The organism is Bacteroidota bacterium, assembly GCA_016722375.1.
Classification (GTDB): domain Bacteria; phylum Bacteroidota; class Bacteroidia; order Chitinophagales; family LD1; genus Bog-950.
In genome coordinates this window covers 40,228-61,488 of the sequence record JADKJG010000013.1, presented here as the reverse complement: position 1 = coordinate 61,488, position 21,261 = coordinate 40,228, and the positions used below count along the sequence as shown (strand labels likewise).

Below are 21,261 nucleotides of genomic sequence, written 5' to 3'. Positions count from 1 at the left end.
AGGACTTGTCGTCGTGTTTGAACCCGTAAACAATCCAGGGAATTAAAAGCAGGGTTGAGATAAACATTGTTTCTGTTGAATTATTTTGAATCAGCCTGGCCCCATACCGTCTCTGAAAATGATGCCTAAACTGATGAAGTAAAGGAAAAACGAAAGGAAAGCTGCAAGTAGAAGTCCGAACATTAATCTGTAAATTTTAAGTACTCGGAGAAACTTCCATGTCAAAGGAATTGTCAGCAAGGGTGTCGCAAACATTGCAAACCATAAAACTTGTCCAAGGATATCTTTCTTGTTTCTTCTGTCATTCTTCTGATTTTCTTGATATATCATGATGATTGCACTGACTCTGAGTTATTTCATATGTACTGTTTGATTTGGTATACCATTTATTTTAAAAACAACTTTCTTTAGAGTCATTTGCAAATCCGTCAATCAGGAAGAAGAAAGCAGCAAGGATTATGGTATTGAAAATTGAACGGGGGAAGGACATCCCATGGATGAACTCACAGAAGCACCGTTATTATTTACCACACCACTACAAGTTAATACCTCCTGTCGCTTTTGCTTAGCTCGTAGCCTCAAAACCAAAACGTATTGCCGCTTCAAGTATTTCAATGTTTATATCTTTCAGCGTTTTGAACTTAATGCAATACCCGGTCACGCTCGCCTTGCCTATTTTTTCCCCATACGTTTTGGTTAAATATGTCTTATCATTGATACCCATTATATAGACAGAAATTCCGGTTGTGTTAGCACTCAAACCAATTTGATAAAACTCTCTGGTTTTTCCATCAGCATATTTTATGGTGTAGGATCCATATCCTATGTTCGGATTAGAAACCACTTTATTTTCAGAATTTTTACCATCGAGGAACCATAATTTACATGCCGGCATTAATTTCTGAATGATGCTGTGCAAGGCTTGCATGTCACTTTGTTTAGATTCAGGCTGAGCGGTAATATACTCCTTGATTTGTCCTTTTACGTTCATGTGAAATATATGAAAATGGTGTTCTTGAATTGTTATTTTAAGTTTCGCTTTATTTTAAATTCCGTTTAAAGTATGCATTGCAGTTCAATGGTAGAGGATGAAGTATTGATTGAAATTGTGAACTAAATTAACAGCAAGCGGATGTGCTTAATAGAGGTGCGCTATACCTTAACACCAAAAATATAACCCGCCAATGCGGACAAGCCCATTGCAATTGTACCCCAAATAGTAATGCGGATAATAGCCTTTTTCACACTTGAGCCACCAGTCTTTGCCGAAATTGTTCCTAAAATAATTAGAAAAATTATCGTGAAACTATAGAGCCAATACTCCATACCTTTTATCGGTGTAAAAAGTACAACCAAAAGAGGCAATACACCTCCAACTGTAAATGAAGATCCCGATGCAAGTGCTGCTTGTATCGGATTCGCCTGACTAATCTCGTTTATACCTAATTCGTCCCGGATGTGTGTTCCCAAAGCATCCTTTTCGGTCAATTCAATGGCTACTTGGATTGCTGTTTCTTTTTTCAGACCTCTCTTCTCATAGATTTTAGCCAATATGTTCAACTCTTCTTCCGGCATTTCCTTAAGTTCACGGCTCTCTCTTATTATATCTGCTTTTTCTGTGTCAGTTTGAGAACTTACAGAAACATATTCTCCGGCTGCCATTGATAAAGCACCTGCAACAAGTCCTGCGACTGTTGCTAAAACAATTGGTTCTCTTGTCGAACTTGCAGCAGCAACACCTATTGCAAGACTGGAAATAGAAATTATACCATCGTTTGCTCCCAAAACAGCGGCTCTTAGCCAATTGCTTCGGTGTATATAATGGCTGTCTAAATAGTTGTCAATTGTAATCATATGCTTGTTTAATTTTAGGTGGCTGTAAAATTATGATCAAAGAAGAGGGGATTAGAAGCATCCGCCGTGGCGCATTCATTAGCGCATTGCTTTTTTCTTAGAATCTCAAGTATTTGATTTATCGAACAAACCCCTTTTTTATTTTATTTCTATCAATTTAATTGTGATCAGCCGTTTTTCTGTTCACAAGAATTGGAGTCGTTCAATGTTGTACTACAAACTTTTTGACAGAAAAATATTTCGTGGCAGCATATTTCAACAGATAAATTCCATTTGGCAATTGACGTATGTCTATCATATCTCCAATAAAGTTTGAGTTGTCGTAAAGAACTTGGCCTCTGTAATTCAAAACTTGAACTTTCTGACTGTCGCTGACATTTGATTTGTAAATTCTTAATTCATTCGATGTCGGATTTGGAGAAATTGAAATCAAGTTGTCATTTTGTATTTCCGGTATGCCTTCAACGTAATCCTCAAAATATAAATTGTCAAACATTAACCCGTCCTTATTTGTTTGAATACTGTCGCTGATAAATGTGAATCGCCATAGAACTGTGTCGCCAAGCTGAATATTGAATAAGGGTCCTAATGGAGCAAGGTTTACATAAAATTGCTGCCATCCATTTGAATTACCTGTCAATGAAATCCAATGCTGCTGTAAATTGATATGATTCGTAATAAATGTATCATTGATAATATCATACCAGGATGTTCCATTGTCTGGTGAAAATTCTATCGTGCCAAAGTCAGTCAAAGTATCAGAGTTAACAGAGTATTCTCCAATCAAAGAAGCTGTATGAGGATATGTAAAGCCGTCACCTGCAACGTTTACAATTGTAAAAGATGAAGTGTCGTTTATTGGATATGGATTGATGGTATCTGTTACAATAACATTCGGATTTGAGTAAGCATTTGTGAAAATTGGTTTTTGAGGAGCACCAACCTGCCAAATGTTATTGAGATTAGAAACAGTATCAATTCTCAGATGATGTAGTGCAGCCGTATCTTCAAAATCAAGTGTATAAAAGGAGGATGATTGAGAAAAGGATGCCACTGAAAACAACATCATCAGAATTAGTAGTAGATATTTTTTCATTGTTTTAAATTTTGAAGTTGGAGCGGCTTTTTATTTGGCGGGTTATAAGGGATGATAGCGAATAAGGGATTAAAGAAGTAAAAACAGAAGGGTTAAAAGTATCCCGTTCGAGCGGGATTCGTTTACCTGTACTATTTATTAGAATCTAAACTTTTTGTTTACTTATCAAAGCCCTACTTTATTTTATTTCTTTTAATCTTTGTGTAATGCGCATACCAAGCTGTTCATACGAAGCGATACTGTTTGAAGTCCGAACCAAGTTTGTTCAAGGCGATGTCACCGGTTTCAATTTTGCGCTGCCTTCTCAATTGCTTTATTGATTTTATCAGTAGTTAATTTAATTTCAAACCAAGTCAAAGCTATAAAGATTAAAGCAAAAAATAATATCTGCCATAGGTTGCTTGAAAGTTGTGAATTTTTAATTGAATAAATCAATTGCAATAAAACCCCAACGGATAAAAGAAAGGCAACAAAAATTGAAACAAAACTAAATCGGACTTTGTACTTATTAAAATCCTCTTTAGAAAACTGAAGGATAAGTTTTGGCAACAATCTTTCAAATGGTGTCCTGATACGAGTAAGCGTTAAATTACTTTCGCTTTCAAGTCCAAGAAAATATTTCTCCTGTCTGATGCATGTAGCCGATGATTGAAAGTCAAGAGAAGTATTTCGCTTAACTGCAAATTGCCGAATTGCTGTTTCAATTCTCTGCCGGTCTGCGCCATTAAGATTTACTTTCTTGAAATATATCATCTTTGTATCAAATATAGTTGTTCAATTCACAACAGTTTGACCTCGCACGGAAGAAAAGCTCATTAGAATTCCAATTGTTTGAAGTTCCGATACCGCCATTGGTTGCACATAACGAAGAAGGGATAAAATAAGTTTTTAAAAGAAGGGATTAGATGCACCACTGTTCGTATTACCACAACTGTTTGTTAGAAGCACCGCTGTTTGATTAGCGAACAAAGCCCTTCTTTTTAAAATTTCTTTTAATCTTATCTTATGCGAATACCCGACTACTCACACGAAGATATTCCGTTCATATATTCGCGTACTTTATTTTGCAACGATAAGTTTTTTCGTTGCTTTAAAATCTGCTATTTGAATTTGTACAACATAAATTCCTTCAGCAAAATCTTTTGTGTTCACTTCTACCTTTTGTGTATCTGTTGCTATGTTAGTGTAAATTATTTTTCCGGTAATGTCAGCAATAGTTACGTCGACTTTTTTGGTATTGTTACCCAAAGCAATGGTGAGATAGTTGTTGGCAGGATTGGGAAAAATATTTATTGAAGAAGCAAAAGAATTTTCAGTTATTCCTGTGACTGTTGTTTGTCCTGCAAGAATGGGTTGGTTGGGGATAGAATTGTAGGCATATTCCATAATCGTAATGGAAACTGAATAACTGGCTATGGATACCCCAAGTTTAATCCAGCCATAATAAAAATCAGACCCCACTTTTATTTTTAGACCCATGAATTTTCCTGAAACATTTTGCCAGTTTCCGGTTATGCCTTGTGTGACCTTATGACTTCCATGGCCATTTGTGCAGGCCATGCAACCCTCACCATTTTGAGCCAAATTATGCACTGCATTTGTCCACGCCAAGGATGAATCCATTGACTTATTTAAGCCAAATCCGCCAACCGTGTCTGCAATCCAACTTTGCGCAGTTGAAATAATTAATGCTGAATCTCGGGTACCAAGGACTGCAACCGGGTTTGGGGAACAATTTCCGCAAGAAAAGCCATGCGCTCTTGGCGCGAAGGTAAAATCATTAATCCCATCATTATTCAAGTCAATTAAAAAATCGGCTCCGCAAGGACTGGGATAGTTGCAACCACGCACAACATCTGGAATCACATCCGTGTAAACTATCTGTGCATTTGCACTTGCACAAAACATCATTGCTGTAACGATGAAAGCAGTAATCTTTTTTTGTAGTTGTTTTTTCATTTTGTTAAATGTTTAAAGTTTGAATTGAATTTATTTTTGTTTTAGAACTGTTTGTTCAATGCTACAAAGCTACAAACTTGCACTGTCGCCAACGGGTTTCGCATAACGATGTTGGGATTAACGCAGTATTATTTGGCGGGGACTAAACTGTATCACACTCAAATATACTAAACCGTTTGTAGATACGTAGACACTCTCAACCGCACGCCCACCCCGACAAAAAATATTGCGTTTAATCTAAATGTTAGCGGAATTTGCCGTTCAGAATCACAACTATAACTCTGAAGAATCTATTTTAATTTCATATTTAATTTGGCTTGATAGTTTGAATTCTTTTTCAATATACCAAGTTAACAAATCTTTAAAAGTTAAATCTTTCACTTCCCTACTTGGTTTATAAAAGTCTGGCTTCTCAATTTTAACCTTGTTTAAGGTTAACAATTCAATAGTTTTTAATGGCAGCCATACAGATAAAGTTAGGAGATTAATAAGTGCTGCCTCCGAATCATAAAGTTCTCCTTCTGAATGAAAGTGTTTATTATAATCAAAACCTCCATGGTCCAATTCGAATTTTGTTACAAATTTCTCAAGTAATTCATAATTGTCATTACCTGTAATTATAAGGTCATCATTCACTTTATTTTTGAGAGAATTTATATTAGTTCCGCCTTCTGATTCAATAAATTGCTTAATCAAAATGTAGGCATACTTAAGTTTACCAAATTCAATTTGTCGAACTTCCATTTTTTATAGTTATTTTCTTGAAGACTCTCAGCAACAATTTCCGCTAACGTTCAAGTTTGCACAACCCTTTGTATATATCCCTTGTAATTAGCCGGGCGGTTCATTGTTATTGTCTGTCCACTGTGTAATTCAGTTCAGTTACCCCGCAATTAAATGGTCGGGTCGAAATTAGATTTAGTTTTATTTTGTCTTTGATGTCGACAAACAATGGAATTCCGCGTCCAAGAATAATTGGATTAACAAATAGCCAGTAGCCGTCAATTAGGTTCAGTTGAATAAGTGAATGTGTTGCTGTCGGGCTACCAAAAAGCAAGATTTCTTTTCCTGCCTGTTGTTTTATTTCATTTATTCTGTCCGGAAGGTTGTCGCTGATTATTGTTGTGTTCGTCAATCTTGGCTGACCGGCAGGCCCACCCGCGTCTTTCATTGTTTTTGATAAAACAATTTTGTGAATTTTGCTATACCATTTTGAATGATTGATGTCGTGCCTGGACGCTGTGGGTTTGTCTGCAGCAGTAGGCCAGTAGCTCTCCATCATCTGATAAGTGACCCGTCCATACAATGCAGTGTCGCCTTCGCTTATCCGCTTTTCTCCAAAATCAAAAATTTCGTCATTCACTTTAATCCAGTCCATTTCGCCATTCGGACCTGCTACAAATCCGTCAAGCGATATGTGCATAAATGAAATTATTTTTCTCATAGGGTTTTGGTTTTTGTTGTTGTGTATGGCTTGCTAAGTCTTTTGACTATGACCGCTGATACCCACAAAATGTCTATTTAAAGTTTAATGTTTATTAACCAGGTACAAAATAAACTCGTGAAGCGATAAATTCCCGCACAGTGCGAGGACCTATTCCGTCAGTTTATGTTAATTTGCTCTTATACGGCGTTTATCAAGGTGTTCTTTGTCAAGTTAGTTTATAAATATATTCTTCTATTTCTGTCTGCCGTGCACTTGCAAAACCTTTGTCGGTGCCGATTTTAACAAAACCACATTTTTCTAAAACTTTTTGTGAACCAATATTGTCAAATGCAACCCGCCCGAACATAGGTCTTGAAGTCTCAATGGTAAGAAATTTATTTAGAGCTTTTGTGGCAATGCCTTGCCCCCAAAGGTTTCTGTCAATCCAATACGTAATTTCTGCATCACCTTCCATTACAAACTTAGCAATACTTCCCACAATAATATTGTCAAGAAGGATCGTTTGATTATTTACCTTCGGGTCATCCAACAACTTTATGTGTTTGTTCAGGTATGCGGATTTGTCTGTATGGTTTTGAGGCATAAAAGCAGCCAGGTAAGCACCTTCTTTGTCCAGCTGAAATTGAAACAAAAAGATCAAGTCTGAAACTTCTGTTGGTCTAAGTTTAATATTCAGATTATTGTTTGTCATCATAGTCTTGCCTAAATTTAATTTCTGCACTTCGGGTCTTCCTAACATGCCCTATCGCGTTTCGAGGTGGGTGATGTGGAGGAGTTTTAGCACTAGACTTTATTCGAAGAACGGAACTTCCACCTGGCTCCGCCGCGGCGGACTGTGAAGCACTGAATCCCCTCTATTGCAAATCCTTTGTTAACGTAAGGTCTTCTCATTTGTCTTCAGGTAAAGTTAAATAGTCGAAGCCGAGGGGACTTTTGTAAATGCAAGCATTTGCTGTTTGTCCAACCGAAATTGTTTGCCAATAAGCTTTTGTGCAAAGAAGTCGTATACTTGTGCCTTCAACGTTCAATATTAAAATGTTTTTTTCAGGTCGTTTAACCCCCCCTTTATGAAATTCTTTGTCTATAACTGTAAATGTGTTGCATTTGTATAAATTTGATATTGTCGAGTTATAATAATGTCCAACTAACATAAAGCTGCCAATAAAACCTATAGAAAACATAATTGTCAGATTGGAATAGTTCGTCAGCATTTTGGGATTTAAGATAATGTATGGTTTAATTTTTCTTGCCACTATTAGCCCAATAACCAGTCCCAATGTACTGCAAGTAAAGGCAAACAAATAAGGGCTATTGTAATTTTTAAAGTTGTCAACGGCAACGATAGTTGCAAACATTCCACCAAATAGAAAAACAAATAGTCCAATGACCACAACTACTTGTTTTAGAAATGAAGGTTTTTTGGAGTTGTATTTTGTCTGCTTACTCAACTTTTCTTATAGTTCTAATAGTCGTTGGAGTAGTCGTCTTTAAGCTTAACGGTGTAGGAATTAAAGAAGAAAATATTTGAAGGGTTTAGAAAGCACACAGCTCGCATAAAAAAATTGCAACAATAGACACTCTTCAAATTCCTTTTTCCTAGGTTGCAATTATTTCAAGTTGGATTTTCATAACTTGTATGCAATCTACCAACTTCCTGACACCCTTCAAAAAGTTTTTTCTTTAATTTTAGTGTTATGCGTTCGTGCTACTGTTCCCACGAAGCAGAAAATTTTGAATTCCGCATAAAAGTTTGAAGAAGTACCTTTATTGCTGTGGCAAACACATCATTCAGCAGTTGTCGGATCTATGATTGCCGAGACCTTACTAACTGAATTTGCTGGAAATCCTCCCTGCTTTGCATGTTCTCGAACCATTTCTTCGTTCGGTGCATTATAAATACAATAGATTTTGTCAGTCGTTACATAGCTGTGAACCCACTGAATTTGTGGACCCAATTTATTTAACACTCCACAAGAGGTTTGTGAAATTGCTTTCAATTGTTCGGGAGTCATTTTTCCTGCTCCTGGAATTTCTCTTTCAATTACATACTTTGGCATAATTTGTCGTTTTTATTTCCTACTCGTTTGGCTTTTCGGTGTCGCCTCGTTTTTAAAATGGTTTCTAAACTCCACTTTTGTATTTCAATATTTTTATTCATCAAGTTTGTTAAATCTAATTTCTAGCAGTCAGTTTGAATTTCCGATGTCGTCAAGCATGACGCATAATGTTTCAGCCAAAGCATTATTTTGAGATATAAAAACGGCGGCGCGGAAATCCACGGGGTTTTTCTTGGGGGGGTCCCCTTGGTTTTGTGTGACCCCCCCCCCCCGTTAACGACCCTCCCCCCCCCCCCCCCCGGCAACCAAAAAAAAGAGGTGAAGGGGGAAAGGGGGGCAGGAAGCCACCCCTCCCTCCCTCCGGCGAGGGGGGGGGGCGGGGCCCGGGGGCGGTGCGCCGCGCCCCCCGGCGGCGGGGGGGGGGGGGGCCGCGCGAAAACCCCCCAAAAAAGGCAGGGAGGGACCAAAAAAAAAACAAAAAAGCAGAAACCCCAAATCCGGGGGGCCCCCCCCCGGCGGGTGCCCCCGCACCCCCCCCCCCCCCCCCCCCCCCCGCCCCAAAAAAAAAAACAACCCCCCCCCCGCCCCACCAACGGGGGGGCCGGCCCCGCGGCCCGGCCCGCCCCCCCGGGGGGGGGGGGGGGGGAAGGGGGGCCCAAAAACCCTGGCCGCCCGGGCGGGGGGTCTCCCCCCCCAAAAACATTCTCCGGGGGGGGGGGGGGTTGTTGGGTGTAAATATGCGCTACAAGATTTAGGAAGTAAAAAGGGGGATTAAAAGCTCGTCTCTTTCGCCCCGCACAAACGTAATTAAATACTTGAAAACATACTGGCAGGTCGCCCTGTCTTTTTTATTTTCATAAATCTTAGGTTAAGAGTCGTTTTTTTTTTCTTTCGGTTAAGTTTTTTAAGATTTGTTGGTGTTCAATTATTGTCTATTCATTTTGTGTGTATAATTGATAAACATTCCTGAAGGCGAATGATAACGAAACAATCCCCCCCTTGTACCAATCCAAATGTTTCCGTCATTATCTTCTACAATTGTCCAAACATCAGAATTCGCAAGACCGTCTATTGTTGAAAAACGTGTAAAGGACTTTCCATCGTAACGGCAAAGACCTCCGCCCCCTGTGTTCCACTTAGTATCGCTGCCGACCCAAATGTTTCCCTTTTTATCCTCATAAATACAATCAATAGTATCATTGCAAAGACCATTTTCCTTTGTAAAATGTGTATAGGATTTTCCGTCATAACGGCACAGCCCGTTATACAAATTGACGAACCAGATGTTCCCCGTTTTATCTTCTTTGATGTCCATAATCTGACTACTGAAACATCCATCAACTTTGGTAAACCTGCCTGAGGCGGAATCGTAACGGCAAACGCCTCCAGCCCTTTCACCGAACCAAAGGTTCCCAGATTTATCTTCTAATATACATTGAACAGCATTACTGCCCAGACCTTGTTCCTTTGTGAAATTGGTAACAGCACCTGTGACAGGATTATAACGACAAACTCCGTAGCCATTCGTGCCGAACCAAAAGAATCCATTTCTGTCTTCTAAAATACAATTAATATCAAATTTGCACAGCCCTTCTTTTGTTGTAACATCGGTAAATCTTTTGCCATCGTAACGACATGCTCCATTGTTGGTGCCGAACCAAAGATTCCCTGCCTTATCTTCAAAAACAGACTCAATATTGTTATCGTTTAGACCATCTTGCTTTGTAAAATTGGTAAACTTTCCTGAAAAGGCATCATAACGATACACACCCGCACCCATAGTTCCGAACCAAAGGTTTCCTACTTTATCCCTCAAACTGCAACGAAACATATTTCCACTTACTTGTCCGTAGCAGGGAAGAAAGAAAATTATTAACAGCAGGGTGCAGGTTTGTTTGTGTATGGAATACTTTTTTATTTGCCTGTAATTCCGTTTTAAAAAGTTCATTTCTTGCAGTTAGTTTCAAGTTAGCACCCTAAGCATTACTGATAACGTTTCGCAGATTTGCGCTGGCAGGAAGTTAACCCACTAACGATTCTTAAAGTTACAAAAGATCTTTAACCCACAAAAGTTTGTAGAAAGCACAACAGTTCCTGCTAGCGTAAATGTGCTGTTATGCGTAGTATTTCTACCAATCTGGTCTGTCATAAGTCATTCCATTCAATCTTATTTTAGTATAAAAGAGTGGATTGAAAAATGAAGCCTTTCTAATTTTTCTTTTAATTCCGCTTTCTGAATACCCAATGCAGAAGTCTGTACGAGGATTTTCATTCAGTAAGACTAAATTATTATTTTCATCAATCAATCCAAATTGCAATTGGTCAGAACCAGCGTTAATATCTGAGTAAAGTTGTAGCGACATTTCCTTTCAATTTGTAATACCAACATTTCCTTTACGAATATCATTTATGTCTTCAATTTTGGATATTCCTTTACTGCTTGTAGTTTATAGTGTCCGTCTGAGTAGAAGCGGATATAATGGTCAGTGTTTTTATAGTTACTGCTATTTCTATAGTAATTACTATTTGATAAATAGTAAATAGCGGTGGTGTCAATAATTGTCGTGTCAGTCAAATGAGACTCATTCTTGGAATAACTGAATTTATATTTTTTGGGTGGTCTTGGATATCCTGAATCATTCAAAACATAGTGTGAACAACCTGAAAAAAAGGCTAAAGTCGATATAGCAATAATCAGCCTTGTTGTAGTCATTTTCCAAATATTACGCATAACGGTTTGCAGCTTGCCGAAGGTGGCGATTTCCACCACAAACTTTCATCGAAGCACTAAAGTTTATATACCCATAAAACTGTCCTTCGAAGCACGAAACCGCCACTTTTGGCAAGGTGCTGTTATAAGCAGGCCTTCTGTCTGTCGAGGTTGTGAAGTCTTTGTCTGCCGTGAGTTTCGCTGTCATTGTCGGGTTTGTTTTGTGTCGGCTGTGTGTTGGCGGGTTTAAAAATTTTAGAAGGGAAGGAAATTTTAAAAAATAATTTTTCGGTTGGGGAAGGTGGAAGCTCTTTTGCAAACTTTGGTCTGCGGGTAGGCTTGTAGCGGTTTGCAAATGTGCTTACACCTGTGGGTTGGTTTCTTTGTTGTCATTCCAATAATAGCTGTCTGGATAAGGTCGTTTGCCGAATATTGCAGTTCCAACACGAATAATCGTTGAGCCTTCTTCTATGGCTGTTTCTAAATCGTTACTCATTCCCATTGATAAGTCGTAAACAGGTAAGTCTTTATCTAACATTCGTATCTGAATGTTCTTTAGTAATTGAAAGCATTTGCGAACTTTTTCTGTTTCCGCAGAAAAAAGTCCGATGGTCATTAAACCTTTAATATTTAGTCTGTCAAGTTGTTTGACTTGTTGAGCAAAAATCAAAGTATTTTCGGGTGAAACACCAAACTTACTTTCTTCATACGAAGTGTTTACTTGAATAAAAACATCTATGGTTCTATCTTCAAATTCTAATCTCTTTTGCAATTTTTCAGCTAATTCCAACCTGTCAACCGATTGTATGCAGTCAGCATATTTCGTAACTTCTTTGACTTTATTAGTTTGAAGATGTCCGATGAAATGGGTTTGGTGTGGGATAACTTTTAGTGCTTCAAATTTCTCTTTGAGTTCCTGCACCTTATTTTCTCCAATAAGCGTTTCACCTGTTTCCAAGGCGTTAATAATATTTGTAGTCGAAACTGTTTTAGTTGCTAATAGGAGTTTGATTTCTGTTGAGTTTCTGCCTGAAAATTCGGCTGCTGCTCTTATTCTACCCTTAATGGTTGCTATGTTTTCGATTATGAAGCTCATATCTGCAATTCGTGTTCTTGACAATCTATTCTCAATTCGTTTTCGGCAAGTTGACTTTTCAAAAGTTTGCAGTAGTGAACACCTTTTTCAAGTTGATAGTTGGAGCAAGTAAAACACATTCTTTGAATGGTAATTATGCCTGATTTGTTTAAGTCATAAATCAATTTCAGCAATCCATTAAGCATTATTGTTTTTTGTTCCGATGTTAGTTTTTCAATGGGTTGTTCTATTGATGAAGCAAATAATGATGCCTTCTTTGCTGTTTTTTTTCCTTCGTTTGTGAGTGATAGCGAAAAACTCCTAGTATCAATGGGGTCAGTCTCCTTGGTTACTAATTCTTTTGAAAGCAAAACTTTTACGCTATCGCTTATTGTAGCTTTTGTCATATTGAACTCATCAGCCAAATATCCTACTTTACACTTTTCCAGCGAGTGGAAATAAATGAAAATCAAAATTTGAATTTGTATCGGGCTTAAAGAGTTTTCTTTGCTTTCATTCCATAGTAATACTCTGAATGCTTCTGAAATTCGTTCCAAAGCAACAACAATGCGACTTTCAATTTTTTGGTTTTGCTCGTTTAAATTAAAAGAAGAGTATTTCATTTATTCGCAGTTTTCCATTTCAAGAATAAAATAGCCTTGTTTTTTTATGTCGGCTTCCCATTGTGGTTGCAAACTTCTAACGTGGCAAAACCTGCATTCTTTTGATGTCAAAGGTTGCCCTTCTTGCCCTTTAGTTTTCAGATATGCTCTGCCATATTCGTAAATAACGGCAGTGTCTTTTACTGATGATGGTGCAATAATGTCAAAGTGCATTACGCTACCATCTTTCTTAGTTACATAGGTGTCCCAAACTGCTACTTCCATTGTTTTTGTTTTATTGTTTTGTGCGCTTGTTGATAATGCTAAAAGCGCAAAAGTTATTATAAATAAAGGTCTCATTTTATTTTTCTTGATTTCATTTTATTCATTTGCTTTTTTGCTGGGTCAACTAACCACTTTATACTTCTTGAAAATCTACCGTCAGTAGGGTATTTACGATGAGGAGTTATGTTGTTAAAAACAAGGGCTACTATAAGCATAATTGAAACACCTGTTAATACAGGAGACAAAACATATAAATACCCAAGTGATACAATTTTGCTTGTGCCTAATACCGCTATCAAAGCAGTAGCCCCGCCCGGTGGATGAAGTGTTTTTGTGTATTGCATTGCCAAAATCGAAATGGAAACAGCCAAAGGCGCACTTAACCAAATAGGTTCAGGAATTATCTTATAAATTGATACTCCTATTAAAGCACTAATTAGATGACCGCCAATTAAATTTCTAGGTTGAGCAAGCGGACTTTGAATGGCTCCATAAATTAATACAGCAGTTGCTCCAAACGACCCAATTAGAAAAACATTCTCGAAATGTTCTAAATAGAAACTTTGTATAAATCCAATTGCAGCAATGCCAATAAAAGCACCAAGAAATGACCAAAATGCTTCCTTGCTATCAACAAGAGTTTCTTTATAAATAATGTATTTACTTATCCTGTAGCTTCTTTTGACTTTTTCCTTTATCATAAATTAAAATTGCCCTGCAAAGATAGGAATCCTAACAATGCAGGGCAATTTTTTTTAACCTTTTACGTCAGCCATAGACGCACCAAAATTGATGTGTAAAACATTTCCGTTTGGTGTCACCAAAGCTGGAACAGATTTTACACCTGCTTTTTCCGCTTCCGCAATTCGGTTACGGTCTTCGCCAATGTGAACGATTTCTACATTAGTTGCACCAATTAGGTTAACGATGTCGTGTTCTGCACTTACGCATACTGGACATCCAGCGTGATAGAAAATTGATTTTGCCATTTTTTATGAATTTAAATTTTTGTTTGGCATTATTGCCGCTGCAAATATAGTAAGGAATCCTTACTAAACAAATAATTTTAAAGATTTTAATGCGTTCAGTTAGATTGTTTTGTCTGGATTTTGAAAAATGCTTCAATTTTCTTCTAAAACCGAAACTATTGCCCCGTCCAAATCTGCCGAAACTAATAATTGACAAGAAAGTCGAATGCTTGGATTATCTTCAAAACCATATCTTGCAAGTGTTACAGGTTCATTCCTATCTTTTATTACTGAACTTCCTTGTAATCCAGTTACGTGTATAATGCAAGTAGCACACCTGCCCATTCCGCCACACTCGCCAAAACAATCAAAATAGAGTGTATCCTTTAACAATTCCATTAAATTTCTATACTCACCTTTGTAGGTTTTAATGGTTTGTTCTGTCCCATTTTCAAGAACGGTAATTTTTATGGTACTTCTCGTCATTCCCAAAAAGGATCTGATAGGTTTTCATAAAAACACTTATCTTCACAATCAATTTCTATTTGGATCAATTGCTCACTGCTTGCTACTGACTGTATTGCGTTAAAAAGTACCCGTTCTTCAAAGCGAATATGCTTCTCTAGTTCTTCTTCAATCAAACTATTGGTTTTGGAAAGTTCACCTTCATTTTCAAAAAGTCGTTTTAACCTTCGGTGTTCGGCAAGTGCTTGTTTGACCAACTCATTTTCATTTCCTAAAATTGGGAACACATACTGTTCTTCAATTTCAAAATGTGGCTTTAAATAACTCATCCAAAACCAATCCAAATACTTTTTTATCCTTTCAGGTTCGATATTCAGTTTGATACCTTGCCTAATTTTCCAGCAGAGCAATAAGCCGTGATGGTGGTCACGGCTTAAAGGTTTAAGGGCTTCGTTTCTTTTAATAGGATTAGGCATTCTTTAAATGTTGTTCAAGTTCAATGGCTTTAGGAAACAAGATGTTGTTTTCTAAATGAATGTGCAAGTGCAAATCAGCTTCAAATTCTTTTAACAAGGAAAATGTCACTCGATAGGTATTGCAAGCATCTGCCGGTGGCGTGTAGTTGTTGCTCAGGGCTTCTATTTTTCTAAAGCGTTCTCCTTCGGTAGTATGTTCGTGCATCATCATTTGAATAGGATTTTCTACCGTGCCAAAATGTGGTGCTTCTAGTTTAGTATTTTCCTGTTTCACCTTTGCCATTTTTCTAACAAATGGAAACAAAATCAATTCTTCTTTTTTCATATGAGCTGCTAATTCACTGGCAGTCGCATTAAAGTGTTCATTGATTTCTAAAAGCTCAGGATGACGGTCACCGTGCACTCGGCAAATTTTGTCGAGATAAGGTTTTATTTCTTGCGTTTTGTCTTCCACATAGCGATGATGTTTTTTCTCTATGTAATCCGCCATAAGGTCTATAGGCCAAGATTGATAATCGATGGTGCTTTCTAAAGTTGCCTTATTTGCTTCGATTAAATCGGTTACTACCGAAGATGCGTCAATTTCTTTTGCTTCGCAAGCATCTTGAATTGTTCTGTTACCTTGACAACAAAAGTCGATACCATATTTTTTAAAAACTGAAGCAGCACGGTAATCTTGTGCCACTAATTCTCCGATGATGTTATTTTCTTGAATATTCATTTTACTATTTTTTAAGTGTTATTTATTATTACCCCAATTGGTTATTTCGTCATTGTTCCAAAGTGTTGGGAAAAATTTACGCTGCTGAAACTTTGGATGCAAATATTTTTTCCATTCGCTGCCACCTGTCGCTGCTTTGTTTTCACCTTTTAAGTCGAGGTAGTGTTGAGCTGTTTCCAAATGAACTAAAGGCCAAGCCACATTGTACAAATGGTCAAACTCTTTCAATTTCATTTTCAATGCTTCCGAACAATTTTGCATTTTCAAAACTTTATCTTCCAATGTAGAGCCTTTCGTTTTGTTTGCCATTGCAACTAATCGGTCTAAATACTTTTCTTCAAACTGCAATAGGGTGAGTGACTTTTTGCCGGTTTTTCTATTTAATCCAGCATCTTTCCAATAAATATGCTCAAAGTATTCTTCTGTAGTGGGTGTGTCTGAAATTCGTTGCTTGCCTTCTTCATTGATTAGATTTACTAAGCGGGTGCAGTAGATTTCGATTAAGCGAAATGTAACCGACTGAAAACCACTAGCTGGTGTTAAGCTGCTGCGAAAAGTATTATAGTCATCATAATTCATTCCGTATTTCATTACATCAAACGAACCTATAAGCATATTCGTGTATCGGTTCAAACGGTCTAATTTTTCCAACCAAACATCTTCATTAAAAGGTTCATAAACCAATTGCTTTATTTCGTGAACCATCATTTTAAGGAAATGCTCCGTTACTTGATGATACATAATAAAGATTTCTTCGTCCTTGAAATTGGTTCTTGGTTTTTGTAAAGAAAGTAGTGTGTCTGCTTCTACATAATCCCAATAGTTGATTGGTTTTGCGTGAAGCAATCCTTTTAGGTACGTTTCAGGGTTTTCCCCCAATTGCTGATATTTTGTTTCAATATCATTGATGATTTTTTCGTTGCTCATATTGTTGTGTTTTTAAAAAATGTTAAACCAAAAATTGTCAGACTCGCTACTTTAACGAGTTCTATGCCTACATAATAAAAATGCAGATTGGAAGGAGGTACAATTTGACCTTGTATATGTAATTCTGCTCTTGCATCTAATGCAGGTAATAGCCAAAAAGTTTGTATAAATAAAAGAATAACAGGGAAGGCAAAAAACAGATTTTGCCATTTCAGAATTTCAGATGTATTATAAAAAATGTTGATGATGACAATCAAAGCAAACACCAATTCAACTTTATTGAGGGCATTAAAAACCAATCTGCCAATGCCCAATCCTAAAGGCACACTAATTCCTGGAGCACGAAATTTGAGCCAGGCTTCCATAAAGCTGATGGCACAAACAAACCCAATCCATAGGAAAGTGCAAATAAGAGCTATGGGCATTTTTACTACGGTCATAGCAATGGAATTGAAGGATTGTTTTTGTAATACTCAATTTTTGAATGAAACATTTCTGCCATTCGTTGTCCTTGCCATTTCATTCGTTCTGCTTTTTCACCTTCAAAATTTTCATCCACAGTTTCGTAAAACAGTTTTAACCATTGGTTGAAATGTTCAATGCCAACAGGAAGTTTTGCGTGAGGCAAAAACGGACTGCCGTGATAGGTGTGTTCATCCAACAAAACCGTTTGCCAAAAGCGGTACATTTTTTCTAAATGTGCAGGCCAACGGTCTTGAATGACATTATTAAAAACATCTTTCAATTGTTCGTCATTACGAACTTTTTCGTATAGAAACAATCTACTACCAATTTTACATCATCAAGATTTATAATGTCATTCATTTTTAAATGTTATGAATTAGGTTGGCAGTTTTGCAAAAATTATTTTTGCCGGGCTTTGCAATGAAGTTTGATGCCGTACTGCGCACAGAGCAAGTGACATTTGTCTGCCTCAACGCATATACCCCCAAGCTCTGAGCAGTCATCATTAGTGGCATGCCCAAATCTGTTTACTTAAAAGTTGAGCTGTTTGTCAAACCTATTGTTTTTTGTTTCGGCATTTGTTTGTATGGTTGCAATAGATTTTCTTGCCATTTTTATAGCCAGTTCTCGTCCTTCTTGAGGCGAGTTTGTGATTAATGTTTCTAACCAAATTTCCTTGTTAGCCATTTCTATTTTTATTGAATTACAAACTAAAATTTGTGATGGTATAAAATGCTGCCCAACCCAAAAAAGCAATGAGCAAAATCCAAAGCCAACTCGGGATACTTTGCGGAGTTTCACTACCTTCAATAAGGAATTTCTTTTGATTGCCTTTGTCATAAGCGTTTATCATCAGCGGAATAACTCCGTCAACTACGCCATTATCACTCAATCCTTCTACGGAGATAGCAGGGCCATTTTTGACAATAAATTTTATTTTCCTTATACCTTCTCTACCTGTGGGTGATTTGCTAATGAGTTTTAATGTGTGCTCGCCATCTGTTAATTTGCTGGTGTCCAAATCAAATTGCACCGGTGGAATCAACTCCGCTATGGGTTGTTGTTCATCATCCACAAAAAGTTTGATTTTGCTTTTATATTCTTCCATCTTATTTAATTGCTTAAGATTGATTGTTTGATATGGTCATCATTTTTCTCACCGGGTTTTAGCAGGTATTTTATTGAGTAAATCAGCGTTAAAACCGTTATAAGCGTAATAATGGCAATGATTACCCAATCCCAATCACTTTGCGGACCCGCCCCGTGGGTTAATCCTTGCGTTATTTTAGGTTGTTGCTTTTCGCAAACAGGACAAGCAATAGCTATTTGAGCTATAAAAATGAAAAATACGGGTATGAGATTTTTTACTTTCATCTTGTTATTTGTTAGATGTTAATTTTATAAAATCCATAATTTTTTTCACTTCTTCAGGAGTTACGGTTTTGGCGTTGTTGCCCCAACTTGTTTTTTCGTGATTGATGATGGCAGTTACTTCTTCGGGAGTGAGATTATTATCCGTACCTACTGCATTCATTACGGCATATTCTGGTCTTGCATCATAACCAAGCATTATAATATTAACGAATAACTCGAGATCATCACCCAAAACTATCGGGCTACCCTTTAATGATGGGAAAGCACCTTTAAGTCCTTCGCCATTGGCTTGGTGGCAACTCATACAATTATTAGTGTACAATAATTTGCCATCAGGTAGGTTAGCATTATTTCCATTTACTACCACAGGAATTTCTTTTTTCTTGTACAAAAATTCCATAGGTAATTTACCATCAGGTAGTGGCGTTTGTTTTAGGCTTTGGAGATACGCTACTAATTGGAGTGCTTCTTGCGTGGCAACAATTCTTCCGCTAATCCCTTTTCTGTACGCATCAGGCACTACTACTTCAACATCTTTTTCGCCTAACTCATTTTTCACTTCAAATAGCCAAGGGTAAGCTGGCATTATTGATTTTTCTACTACGGCTCTGGGTTGGTAGAGGTGCAATAAATTCCAAGCTAAGCTCGGTTGTCTTAAACCTATATTGGTTAAATCGGGGCCTGTTCTTTCCGTACCCATTAATGTAGCAGTGTTTGTCCAAAAATCTATTCTCGAAATGCCCGCATAATCGGCTGGTATTCCGGGTCTGCTGCCCCAAACATTGTCCATATCTACATTTCTTACTTGCTGTGTATGGCAAGCCACACATCCGTTGGCAATAAAACTTTTTTTACCGAGATAAGCTTCTTGACTTAATGGCTCATAGCCGGGCAATGGTTCATTATTATCTTGATTGTTGATGGCAGGCATTATGGCAACAACTATTGTAAGACCAACAAATAGTCCCAGTGCTGTTCTGAATAGTTTTTTATGATTGTCGAAAAATTCCATTTCGTATATATTAATTTGTTACTTCTTGATTGTCTATTGCCACCTTTGCATTTAGAATGTCTTTTGGCGAAGAGGGTATTTCTATCTCTTCTTTCTTTTTTACCATTACATAAAAGTTGTAGGCAAACAAAATATGAGAAAGCCACATCAATGAACCACCAATGGCACGCCAAAGCCAATACGGAGCCATCAATTCTACACTTTCAATAAATGATTTGGTGCCTTCCATCCACATCAATCCCCTGAGCGTAGAACCGTACATAAGTGGGAATGTATAGAAAAGCAATCCAATGAGTGCCAACCAAAAATGAGCACCAACGGTAATTTGAGGTGGTTCTTTTCCTGTCAATCTTGGTACAACGGTATAAATGAAACCCCAAAGCATAAAGCAGATGATACCATACATTGTGAGATGCGAATGAGCTACAGTAAAATCGGTAAAATGCCACACCAAATTGGTAAACTTGAATGCTTCGGCAGTTCCCTGTAATGAACCTGTGAAGTAGAATATGATACCAATCAAATAAAACGGAAGGGTATAACTGCCCGACAGTTTGTGCCAAGATCCTTTGAAAGTCATCAAGAAATTTGTGGTCCCTGCAACAACGGGTATTATCATACCTGCACTTCCCACAATGGCAACAGTTTGCAACCACCAAGGAATCGCACTAAAAATGAAATGATGCGTTCCTATTAAAGTATAAAAAAGGATTTGCACCCAAAACGCCAGAATTCCTAAACTATAAGAGTATATAGGTTTATTTAATTGTTGAGGCAGGAAGTAATACATCAATCCGAGATTGAAAAGCATAAACCACATACCCACACCTTGGTGCATATAGTAACCTTGTATAATTGTTTCGCCTAAGCCATTTTGCCAACTTGGCCAATACGCAATTACGGCAATCACCAATAGAAACATCATTGCAGAAATGATGTACCAATTAGAAACATAAATTTCTTTGGTTGTTCTTATGGCTATGGTTTTGTAAAAATTTCTTAGCGAAATGATAACACCAATACCAAACAACGCCATCACTGGCCAAATGTATTCCCGGTATTCGCCACCGCCATTGTTGATGCCAGCCATTAGGAACAAACTACCAAGTACAACTGAAGTGTTTACGAGAATGAGGGTTCTATAACCCGTTTTAATACTTGCAATTGGCACATTGCTCACTCTTGGAATGACATAATAAGCCAAGCCCAACATTGCCAATGAAGCCCAACCCCAAAATACAGCGTTAGTGTGTACAGGTCGTAATCTTCCAAAACTCAACCAACTGTAATGGTCAACATCTGGAGCAACAAATTTAATCCCAACATATTCACCAACCGTAGTTCCAAACAACAACCAAAAAGTGGCACAACCTAAATACCATAGAATGAGTTTGGTTAAATCAGGTTCAATATAGGGTCTTGCCTGACTTTTTTTCTTTTGCTCAATAAATCGCAACGAACTCGCTTCGCTCACATTGTCAATCAAACCTTTTGCGTCAATAGGTGTCGTATCGCCAGCTAATTCATTATTAGAAAGAGAAAATTCAAGTTCCTTTTTTCGTTGCTCTAATTTTTGAACTTCTTCGGTACTTAAGTTTTTCAAATACTCATTGAATTTTTCGAGTTCTTTTTTCTTCAAGAAATTCTTTACAACATTCTTGGCTTTAATGATTACCAATATCGAAGCAACAATTACTGGTATTGCTATCAGCAATAGTGTGAGGATAATGCCCGATTCGCTGAATATATTTTTTGTTTCCATTTCTTA

The 21,261-nt window shown here is 37.5% G+C and carries 28 protein-coding genes and 1 pseudogene; all 29 read right to left on the bottom strand.

All coding sequences use genetic code 11. The features are described from left to right. Positions 1-565: 565 nt before the first annotated feature. Positions 566-991, bottom strand: coding sequence for a DUF1801 domain-containing protein (locus IPP77_15715; GenBank protein ID MBL0311053.1), 426 nt, complete (start codon positions 989-991; stop codon positions 566-568). Positions 992-1,152: 161 nt separating this feature from the next. Further along, positions 1,153-1,854, bottom strand: a complete 702-nt coding sequence (locus tag IPP77_15710) for a VIT family protein (protein MBL0311052.1) — start codon at positions 1,852-1,854, stop codon at positions 1,153-1,155. Positions 1,855-2,056: 202 nt separating this feature from the next. After that, a complete protein-coding gene (locus IPP77_15705; protein ID MBL0311051.1) occupies positions 2,057-2,950 on the bottom strand; it encodes a T9SS type A sorting domain-containing protein in 894 nt (297 codons plus the stop codon). Between the two features lie 285 nt (positions 2,951-3,235). Continuing rightward, positions 3,236-3,703: a hypothetical protein gene (locus IPP77_15700; GenBank protein ID MBL0311050.1), complete on the bottom strand. Its 468-nt coding sequence runs from the start codon at positions 3,701-3,703 to the stop codon at positions 3,236-3,238. A gap of 306 nt (positions 3,704-4,009) precedes the next feature. Then, a complete protein-coding gene (locus IPP77_15695; protein ID MBL0311049.1) occupies positions 4,010-4,909 on the bottom strand; it encodes a T9SS type A sorting domain-containing protein in 900 nt (299 codons plus the stop codon). A 273-nt stretch (positions 4,910-5,182) separates the two neighbouring features. Further along, positions 5,183-5,653, bottom strand: a complete 471-nt coding sequence (locus IPP77_15690; GenBank protein ID MBL0311048.1) for a DUF1493 family protein — start codon at positions 5,651-5,653, stop codon at positions 5,183-5,185. A gap of 106 nt (positions 5,654-5,759) precedes the next feature. Then, entirely contained in the window at positions 5,760-6,353 is a 594-nt protein-coding gene (locus IPP77_15685; GenBank protein MBL0311047.1) for a dihydrofolate reductase family protein, read from the bottom strand. Between the two features lie 208 nt (positions 6,354-6,561). Beyond that, positions 6,562-7,050 carry a GNAT family N-acetyltransferase gene (locus IPP77_15680; protein ID MBL0311046.1) on the bottom strand — a complete coding sequence of 163 codons (489 nt, stop codon included), beginning with the start codon at positions 7,048-7,050 and terminating at the stop codon, positions 6,562-6,564. A 193-nt stretch (positions 7,051-7,243) separates the two neighbouring features. Continuing rightward, the gene (locus IPP77_15675) at positions 7,244-7,804 is read right to left on the bottom strand and encodes a hypothetical protein (GenBank protein ID MBL0311045.1); all 561 of its coding nucleotides are present in this window, start codon (positions 7,802-7,804) and stop codon (positions 7,244-7,246) included. A 336-nt stretch (positions 7,805-8,140) separates the two neighbouring features. Then, positions 8,141-8,413 (bottom strand): DUF4242 domain-containing protein, encoded by a 273-nt coding sequence (locus IPP77_15670; protein ID MBL0311044.1) that lies wholly within the window; start codon positions 8,411-8,413, stop codon positions 8,141-8,143. Positions 8,414-9,338: 925 nt separating this feature from the next. Next, entirely contained in the window at positions 9,339-10,361 is a 1,023-nt protein-coding gene (locus IPP77_15665; protein ID MBL0311043.1) for a hypothetical protein, read from the bottom strand. A gap of 181 nt (positions 10,362-10,542) precedes the next feature. Beyond that, positions 10,543-10,776, bottom strand: a complete 234-nt coding sequence (locus IPP77_15660) for a hypothetical protein (protein MBL0311042.1) — start codon at positions 10,774-10,776, stop codon at positions 10,543-10,545. A gap of 360 nt (positions 10,777-11,136) precedes the next feature. Beyond that, positions 11,137-11,331: a hypothetical protein gene (locus tag IPP77_15655; protein ID MBL0311041.1), complete on the bottom strand. Its 195-nt coding sequence runs from the start codon at positions 11,329-11,331 to the stop codon at positions 11,137-11,139. Between the two features lie 153 nt (positions 11,332-11,484). Next, positions 11,485-12,219, bottom strand: a complete 735-nt coding sequence (locus IPP77_15650) for a YggS family pyridoxal phosphate-dependent enzyme (protein MBL0311040.1) — start codon at positions 12,217-12,219, stop codon at positions 11,485-11,487. Then, a complete protein-coding gene (locus IPP77_15645) occupies positions 12,216-12,821 on the bottom strand; it encodes a winged helix-turn-helix transcriptional regulator (protein ID MBL0311039.1) in 606 nt (201 codons plus the stop codon). Before IPP77_15645 ends, IPP77_15650 begins: the two co-directional genes overlap by 4 nt. Further along, positions 12,822-13,085 (bottom strand): DUF2024 family protein, encoded by a 264-nt coding sequence (locus tag IPP77_15640; protein MBL0311038.1) that lies wholly within the window; start codon positions 13,083-13,085, stop codon positions 12,822-12,824. It lies immediately after the preceding gene. A 71-nt stretch (positions 13,086-13,156) separates the two neighbouring features. Beyond that, positions 13,157-13,786: an HPP family protein gene (locus IPP77_15635; protein MBL0311037.1), complete on the bottom strand. Its 630-nt coding sequence runs from the start codon at positions 13,784-13,786 to the stop codon at positions 13,157-13,159. Positions 13,787-13,840: 54 nt separating this feature from the next. After that, positions 13,841-14,074: a thioredoxin family protein gene (locus IPP77_15630; GenBank protein ID MBL0311036.1), complete on the bottom strand. Its 234-nt coding sequence runs from the start codon at positions 14,072-14,074 to the stop codon at positions 13,841-13,843. A 132-nt stretch (positions 14,075-14,206) separates the two neighbouring features. Then, positions 14,207-14,539 carry a 2Fe-2S iron-sulfur cluster binding domain-containing protein gene (locus tag IPP77_15625; GenBank protein ID MBL0311035.1) on the bottom strand — a complete coding sequence of 111 codons (333 nt, stop codon included), beginning with the start codon at positions 14,537-14,539 and terminating at the stop codon, positions 14,207-14,209. Then, positions 14,536-14,994 carry a hemerythrin domain-containing protein gene (locus IPP77_15620; protein MBL0311034.1) on the bottom strand — a complete coding sequence of 153 codons (459 nt, stop codon included), beginning with the start codon at positions 14,992-14,994 and terminating at the stop codon, positions 14,536-14,538. The genes IPP77_15625 and IPP77_15620 overlap by 4 nt, the downstream gene beginning before the upstream one ends. Next, positions 14,987-15,715: an iron-sulfur cluster repair di-iron protein gene (gene ric, locus IPP77_15615; protein MBL0311033.1), complete on the bottom strand. Its 729-nt coding sequence runs from the start codon at positions 15,713-15,715 to the stop codon at positions 14,987-14,989. The genes IPP77_15620 and ric overlap by 8 nt, the downstream gene beginning before the upstream one ends. Before the next feature lie 18 nt (positions 15,716-15,733). Continuing rightward, on the bottom strand, positions 15,734-16,642 hold the full coding sequence (locus IPP77_15610; protein MBL0311032.1) for a tryptophan 2,3-dioxygenase: 909 nt from the start codon (positions 16,640-16,642) through the stop codon (positions 15,734-15,736). Further along, entirely contained in the window at positions 16,639-17,082 is a 444-nt protein-coding gene (locus IPP77_15605; protein ID MBL0311031.1) for a hypothetical protein, read from the bottom strand. The genes IPP77_15610 and IPP77_15605 overlap by 4 nt, the downstream gene beginning before the upstream one ends. Then, positions 17,079-17,467: pseudogene (locus IPP77_15600) on the bottom strand (group III truncated hemoglobin). Before IPP77_15600 ends, IPP77_15605 begins: the two are co-directional and overlap by 4 nt. A gap of 171 nt (positions 17,468-17,638) precedes the next feature. After that, positions 17,639-17,794 (bottom strand): hypothetical protein, encoded by a 156-nt coding sequence (locus tag IPP77_15595; GenBank protein MBL0311030.1) that lies wholly within the window; start codon positions 17,792-17,794, stop codon positions 17,639-17,641. Positions 17,795-17,810: 16 nt separating this feature from the next. After that, positions 17,811-18,215, bottom strand: a complete 405-nt coding sequence (locus IPP77_15590; protein MBL0311029.1) for a cytochrome C — start codon at positions 18,213-18,215, stop codon at positions 17,811-17,813. Positions 18,216-18,220: 5 nt separating this feature from the next. Continuing rightward, positions 18,221-18,481 (bottom strand): hypothetical protein, encoded by a 261-nt coding sequence (locus tag IPP77_15585; GenBank protein MBL0311028.1) that lies wholly within the window; start codon positions 18,479-18,481, stop codon positions 18,221-18,223. Between the two features lie 4 nt (positions 18,482-18,485). Further along, positions 18,486-19,493: a cytochrome c gene (locus IPP77_15580; protein MBL0311027.1), complete on the bottom strand. Its 1,008-nt coding sequence runs from the start codon at positions 19,491-19,493 to the stop codon at positions 18,486-18,488. 10 nt (positions 19,494-19,503) lie between these two features. Further along, a complete protein-coding gene (locus IPP77_15575; protein MBL0311026.1) occupies positions 19,504-21,255 on the bottom strand; it encodes a cbb3-type cytochrome c oxidase subunit I in 1,752 nt (583 codons plus the stop codon). Between the last annotated feature and the right edge of the window lie 6 nt (positions 21,256-21,261).